Source organism: Paramagnetospirillum caucaseum, assembly GCF_000342045.1.
Taxonomy (GTDB): domain Bacteria; phylum Pseudomonadota; class Alphaproteobacteria; order Rhodospirillales; family Magnetospirillaceae; genus Phaeospirillum; species Phaeospirillum caucaseum.
In genome coordinates this window covers 24,939-31,329 of the sequence record NZ_AONQ01000051.1, presented here as the reverse complement: position 1 = coordinate 31,329, position 6,391 = coordinate 24,939, and the positions used below count along the sequence as shown (strand labels likewise).

The 6,391-nt window shown below is 57.5% G+C and carries 5 protein-coding genes and 1 tRNA gene; 3 read left to right on the top strand and 3 right to left on the bottom strand.

The genetic code is table 11. The features are described from left to right. Together H261_RS25490 and H261_RS16380 are read left to right on the top strand one after the other, a co-directional pair. On the top strand, positions 1 to 226 hold a 226-nt coding region (locus H261_RS25490; RefSeq protein ID WP_235062960.1), incomplete at its 5' end, for a hypothetical protein. 684 nt (positions 227 to 910) lie between these two features. Next, complete coding sequence (locus tag H261_RS16380) at positions 911 to 1,552, top strand: hypothetical protein (RefSeq protein WP_152426915.1); 642 nt, start codon at positions 911 to 913, stop codon at positions 1,550 to 1,552. 85 nt (positions 1,553 to 1,637) lie between these two features. Here H261_RS16380 and H261_RS16375 read toward each other — a convergent pair whose 3' ends face one another. The 3 genes from H261_RS16375 to H261_RS16365 all read right to left on the bottom strand — a co-directional run bounded on the left by H261_RS16375 (position 1,638) and on the right by H261_RS16365 (position 5,030). After that, entirely contained in the window at positions 1,638 to 2,966 is a 1,329-nt protein-coding gene (locus H261_RS16375) for a tyrosine-type recombinase/integrase (RefSeq protein WP_161625043.1), read from the bottom strand. 211 nt (positions 2,967 to 3,177) lie between these two features. Then, positions 3,178 to 3,254 (bottom strand) — tRNA-Arg (locus tag H261_RS16370). 141 nt (positions 3,255 to 3,395) lie between these two features. Continuing rightward, positions 3,396 to 5,030, bottom strand: a complete 1,635-nt coding sequence (locus H261_RS16365; RefSeq protein ID WP_235062959.1) for a caspase family protein — start codon at positions 5,028 to 5,030, stop codon at positions 3,396 to 3,398. 237 nt (positions 5,031 to 5,267) lie between these two features. On the opposite strand from H261_RS16365, the gene recA reads away from it, so the two are divergent. Beyond that, positions 5,268 to 6,347: a recombinase RecA gene (gene recA / locus H261_RS16360; RefSeq protein WP_008619634.1), complete on the top strand. Its 1,080-nt coding sequence runs from the start codon at positions 5,268 to 5,270 to the stop codon at positions 6,345 to 6,347. The last annotated feature ends 44 nt before the right edge of the window (positions 6,348 to 6,391 follow it).

Below are 6,391 nucleotides of genomic sequence, written 5' to 3'. Positions count from 1 at the left end.
TGCATCTTTGATAAATAGTTCACGGCAAACTGTTTATCAAGGAGACATCATGAGCACCATTCACGAATCACAAATCGCTAATCACCAAAAAGAAATTGAACGCGACCCAGATGATTACGCTCGCCCATGCCCGCATTGTGGCGGTATTACATTTGTTATCACCCTCTCAAATCGCCTAAAGTGCTTTGAATGCGAAGAGTTTTTGATGGTCGATGAAGCTGTCTGACTTCCTTGAATGACGATTCTTATAAATCGAAAGCTTGTAAGATGATGTTAAAACGCCAAAGGGCGCATCGCAGAAGATGCACATCAAAAACATGTTGACGACACATTGTCTGTCTGATATAAACACAATTGTTGAAGCGATCTTACCACGTCAGGGTAACAGTAGCAGCAAACAAGACACCCGCAAGGGTCTTACCCTCTCATGAGGGTAACTGGTAAACACCCCAATGGGGTTCGTCAGTTAAATGATTGGTGCGTAGACACCCCGAATGGGGTTACCTGTGAACAATGCCCTCGTGGGATACGGAAAATGTAAGCACCCGCAAGGGTTTGACGCGAACAATGCCCACTGGGCATACCGAGAAGCCCGCTTAGGATCATGCCTTCGCGGGCTTTCTCATTTTCAGGCCAATCATCATGATCCTGTCGATCCCGCCCGAACTGCGGCAGCGTCAAACTCATGTTCACATTTTAAAACCTGACTTGAATCCGAAGAGAGCTTGGCTGATCCACTCGTTGGAGTTTTTAAGGCCGCATAACGCACGAAATTTGCAGTTGTTTCAAAGATTCTTATAATCAGATTATAAAAATGTTTGACATTAAGTGTGAAATATGTTTGTCGCACCATATTGACATGCAACATTCTTGTCGCTAATATGATCGCACTTTGAACGGAGTGACGATCATGGATATAGATTATGAAAAACGTCGTGTTGCCAAGCAAGGCGTAACCATTGACGAATGGCTGAAGATCAAGGCTGATAAGAACTATGTTCCTAAACCATCCTTGAAGGACAATGACGACATCGTTTTTGATTTGTCCAAGAATAACCCTGAAAAGATCGTTTTTCAGGTTCGCTTTGGAAAAGCCACTGTTAACGCACCGATCACCGTAGACGAATACAATTATGGTGTGAGAGACACCCAAACCCGTTGGTGCAAAAGCGGTCCCGTCGAAGATCGACGTATCATTAAAGACTGCTTGCGGAAACTGATCATGGAAAACCACCACCTTAAAGCGGCGGGTGGGTCACAGGTGGTTCACCTTACCTCTTGGCTGTTTAGCAGCATGGAGAATTTCCGCCCCGTTTCCGGCATGATCGGAATTATCGAAATCTCTCGCCTGCCGGGTAAGGACAACTGGAATTTCAGGTTCATGGCCATGGAACCCGACAACGGGCCAACCGAAGCCGAACCAGAAGAAGTCACCCGAGAAGGAAGCCATTCCGAGAAATCGCCCCATCCACGCACTGGGCATTGGCGGCACTATCAGAACGGCAAACAAGTTTGGATCAGAGACACCTTCATTCACCCTGAACGGGCGTGAACCTTATCGCCCATCAACGGCGTCCTGAGGCATGTCGTGAGGTGGAGGAGAATAAGCAATAGGAATATACGGGAGAAAATGCCGATCAAAATTCCAATGGCGGCAGGCCAAATAGGTCGTTTATGTTGTCCATTAACTTATCTGAAGCTGAGTTTCGATGCACACGTTTCAATTCGTCTTTGCGATGCAGCGGCTCCAGATGGCCATAATATTTTTCGATCATCTGCACGCTGGTTCCCATGTTCTGGGCCAGCAAATAGACATCATTAACGCCGCCATAAACAATTCTAAAATGGGCATATGTGTGCCTGAGTGAGTAAATTGTTATTTTCCCATTTTGGTGTTCGTCATGTGTTATTCCGCAATATGCGAGTAGCTCATTGAAGCTTCTTTTGAAATCGTGAATCGGCTCATCCTTTTGATAATCCCTCCACAGATAATCCGTTGGCATTGGAAATGGGTTTTCTTCTTCATCATGGACATCTCTCCCGTATAGGGCTTGATGGACATCGTGAAGAAAGGAAATAATCCCGCTGAAACCGGCTACGCCGACAACCTTTCTCACTTTTGTTTTGCTTTCTTGCAGGACAACGTATCCGTCCTTTATGTCCATAAACCGTAATCGCCGAGCCTCGCCAGGGCGAAGACCGGTCATCACCATGAACTGAATATAGACAGCTAATAGTTGGCGGTAGTATAGGGTCTGGCCATTTGGGATAAGCATGCTTCGCTCCCATGATGCTGCGACCAGTTTTTGGTACTGCTCGCGGGATAAAGCACCACGGGAATTGACTTTCCCGGCGACAGATTTGAAGTGAGCAAGCTCGCGATCATTCAAATAACCTTGGCTAACTGCCTTCTGAAATACACCTCGAAGCACGATATCTTCGCGTGCCAATGTCCTTGCCGCTGGTATGGATCGCTTGGGTTTTCGTTTGTAGGTTCGACCGTCACGGACGAAAGAAATCTCTGCAACATCCTTGCCGGGGCCGGAAATCCAGAAATCTTTCCTCCACTTCCGATATTCAACGATATCCTTGCTCTTGATCGTCGAAATCACCCGATCTCCGAAAAAGGCCATCACATAGCGGTCAAGGATGCCCCTGAAATTATTCTTGTCCCGTTCATTGAGATCGCTGGCGAAAATGTCCTCGTACCAACTCTCTGCGATTTGGCGGAAGGTCTTTCGGTCGAGTGGGATGCCGTATTCTTCGGCGAAGCGAATGCGGTCCAGATGCCGTTCTGCGACACGTCCGGCTTCGACCTGATCGGATGTCTTGGTTGAAAAGCGATCCACTTTTTGGTCAGGGCGGGTGACTGACGCATGCCAGATATCCGACTTGGTATCGCCGCGACGGTAAAGACGAATGGCACCGCCTTTGATCGTAAATCCATCCCGCTCGAACTTGCCCATGACGCCACCCCAAAAGCCGGATTCGAGGGCCATCCGCGTGTGAGTCTGTGAGTCAGATGTGAGTCACACGTCGCCGACCAGAAATCGATCTTTGTGGATTGTATTGAGATTCCTAGGCTTTGGAAAGCCGCGTGAGTCAGTGTGAGTCGGCAACTCCACTGACCTGCCGCCATGTTGGCGTTGCATAACGTATTGAAATTGCTGAAGAAAATGGCGTCCCGGAAGGGATTCGAACCCCTGACCTACGGTTTAGGAAACCGTTGCTCTATCCTGCTGAGCTACCGGGACGTGGGCCGCGAGCGGTTGGGCGGGTTATACCATCCCGGCGGGGCGGCGCGAAAGTCCGATGGTAATCCTCCCTGGAAATAAGAGCGGCGTGACGCTCTGCAAACGGCGAGCCTCTCCGCATCTTGCTTCGCGCCGCCTCAATCACCACTCCGACAGCACCCGCTGGGGATCGCCGATCAGCTCCGGACTCTGGCGGCGGTCCAGTTTGGCGGCTTCGCCGGGGACCTGTTGCCGTAAATAGGTTTCCAGGGAACCGGTGGTGATGGAGCGGTCTCCGGTGGCGGCTTCACCTTCCAGGCCCTTCATCAGGTAGTAGCTGAACAGTCCGTGGCGGGCGCCGGACAGGCTGCTGGACAACTGGTCGCGGCCGGCGGCGGCCAGGATGGCGACGTTGGCGGGCTGATCCGGCTCCGTCACCGAGATCAGGATGGGGCGTGCGGCCTGCACCAGGGTATCGTTGCCGCGGGTGCCGCCGGAATAGCAGGTGTCGAGGAACAGGGTTACCGAGCGGGCTCCCGCCGCCACCAGGGCGTCGATAACATCCTTGCGCTTCAACGCGCTTTGCGCCAGCAGGGCGCGGTCGCCGTCGTAGGGCAGCAGGTACTGGTCGCGCCCGTCGTCCGAGGCCAGGCCGTGGCCGGAGAAGAACACGTAGACGTCCGACTTTCCCGGGGCGACCAGCGGCTGGACCCAGGCCAGCACCGCCTTCTCCACCGACAGACGCCGCGCCTTGGCTCCGGTCAGCAGCTTGATGCGGTCGGAGGGCACGCCCAACGCCCGCGTGGCGTAGTCGTAGAACGCGTTGGCGTCGTTCTCGGCATATTCGGCGCGCGGGGCGGATTCGTAGCGGTCGATGCCGATGATCAGCGCCACCGCCTTGGCATGGCGCTTGCCCTTGGCGCGGCTGGGGTTGAGCGGCTCGTACGGCCCTGTGGCTGCGGCGGGCTCGCGGGTGACGGTGACCATGGTCTCTGTGCCGCGTCCCTGTCGGTCGCGGGCTTCCACCTTGATCTCGGTCTCGCCGATGGGCACCCCCCGGCGATGGCTGAACGTGCCGTTCCTGGCGACGCTCACCTGGGCGCCGTCGACGAACACGCTGGCCCCCTTGGTCGCTCCGCCCAGCGTGCCGACCAGTTCCACCTCGGCTTCTGTGGTGTGCAGATGGTCGGCAATCTCCAGCCGCACCGTGCTGGAGGCGGAAGCGGGCTGGGCGGGGGTGGTGGATTTGGGGCTGGGCAGGGGCGGCGGCGAGACGGAGGCGTGGCTGGGCTGGGCCGGCCAGCGGTCCAACCCCATGGCGGCGAAGATGGCCGGGTCGCCGAAGCCCCGCTCGCGCGAGCGCTGGACGAAGCGGCCCAGGCGCGGGTGATGGCTGAGGATGGTCGCCAGTTCCTCGTCGCCGTAGCCCCGTTGGCGGGCATTGGCGATCCACTCCTTCAGCCAGGAGGGCGGCACGAAATTGGTTGGATCGTCCCGGGCGTTGTCCGCTCCCTCGCGGAAGTCTCCCCCGGTGCCGGGGAAATGGGGCGGAGAGCCGAAGCGTTCGAAGCGGGGGGGCGGCAGCGGCGGCGGAGGTGGCGGGCGGAAGCCGGGACGGCCTCTCCTGTCGAACTCGCGGTCGCCAAATTCCTGTCGCCGGTCGAACTCGCGGCCGCCGCCGGGAGGTCCGCCGTCAAGGCCGCGCACTGGAATGGCCGGGCCGTGCTCCAGTGCCGCCGGAGACCGGCTGCCCGCCGGCGCCGCTTGCGGGGTGGCAGCCGGGATGAGTGTCAGCAAGGCCGCTGCACCTAGGATTGCGGACAGACCGATATGCATGCTTCCGGCCCCTTCTGGACTCGAACGGGACTCAGTCTACGCTTCCGGTTCTTACTTTTGTGTGGCGATCCGCACCGAATGGATGCGGAACTGATTCGGAACAAACGCGAACATTCCCCTTGTGTTCCTCGAAAGTTCGTGTAGCGTAATCCTCATTGCGGAACCGGCCCGGTTCGGGATAGATGAAGGGGAACGGCCATGTCGCAGGCTGCGTTGCGTCTCGTGGACAAGGATACCATGGATAGACAGAAGGCTTTGGAAGCCGCCGTCAGCCAGATCGAGCGGGCGTTCGGCAAGGGCTCCATCATGAAGATGGGCCAGAAGGACCAGGTGGTCGAAACCGAGGTGATCTCCACCGGCTCCTTGGGCCTGGATGTGGCGCTCGGCATCGGCGGCCTGCCCAGGGGCCGCATCATCGAGATCTACGGGCCGGAAAGCTCGGGCAAGACCACGCTGGCGCTCCATGTCATCGCCGAAGCCCAGAAGAAGGGCGGCACCTGCGCCTTCGTGGATGCCGAGCATGCGCTCGATCCCATCTATGCCCGCAAGCTGGGCGTCAACCTGGACGAATTGCTGATCAGCCAGCCCGACGCCGGCGAGCAGGCGCTGGAAATCGCCGACACCCTGGTGCGCTCCGGCGCCATCGACGTGCTGGTGGTGGACTCGGTGGCCGCCCTGGTGCCCCGCGCCGAACTGGAAGGCGAGATGGGCGACAACCATATGGGCCTGCACGCCCGCCTGATGAGCCAGGCGCTGCGCAAGCTGACCGGCTCGGTCTCCAAATCCAAGACCATCGTCATCTTCATCAACCAGATCCGCATGAAGATCGGCGTGATGTTCGGCAATCCGGAAACCACCACCGGCGGCAACGCGCTGAAGTTCTACGCCTCGGTGCGCCTGGAAATCCGCCGGGTCGGCGCCATCAAGGACCGCGACGAGGTGGTGGGCAACCAGACCCGCGTCAAGGTGGTGAAGAACAAGCTGGCGCCGCCGTTCAAGGTGGTGGATTTCGACATCATGTACGGCGAGGGTGTCTCCAAGATGGGCGAACTCATCGACCTGGGCGTCAAGGCCAGTGTGGTGGAGAAGTCGGGGGCGTGGTTCTCCTACAACTCCACCCGCATCGGCCAGGGGCGCGAGAACGCCAAGCAATTCCTGCGCGACAACCAGGCCATGGCCGCCGAGATCGAAGGCACCATCCGCCAGAACGCCGGCCTGATCTCCGACGCCCTGGCCGCCGGCCCCGGCGACCTGGACGGTGCCCCGGTCGAGGAATAGGCCGGCCGAGGCATTGGCCGGCGCCGCAATGGACAAGGCCATCC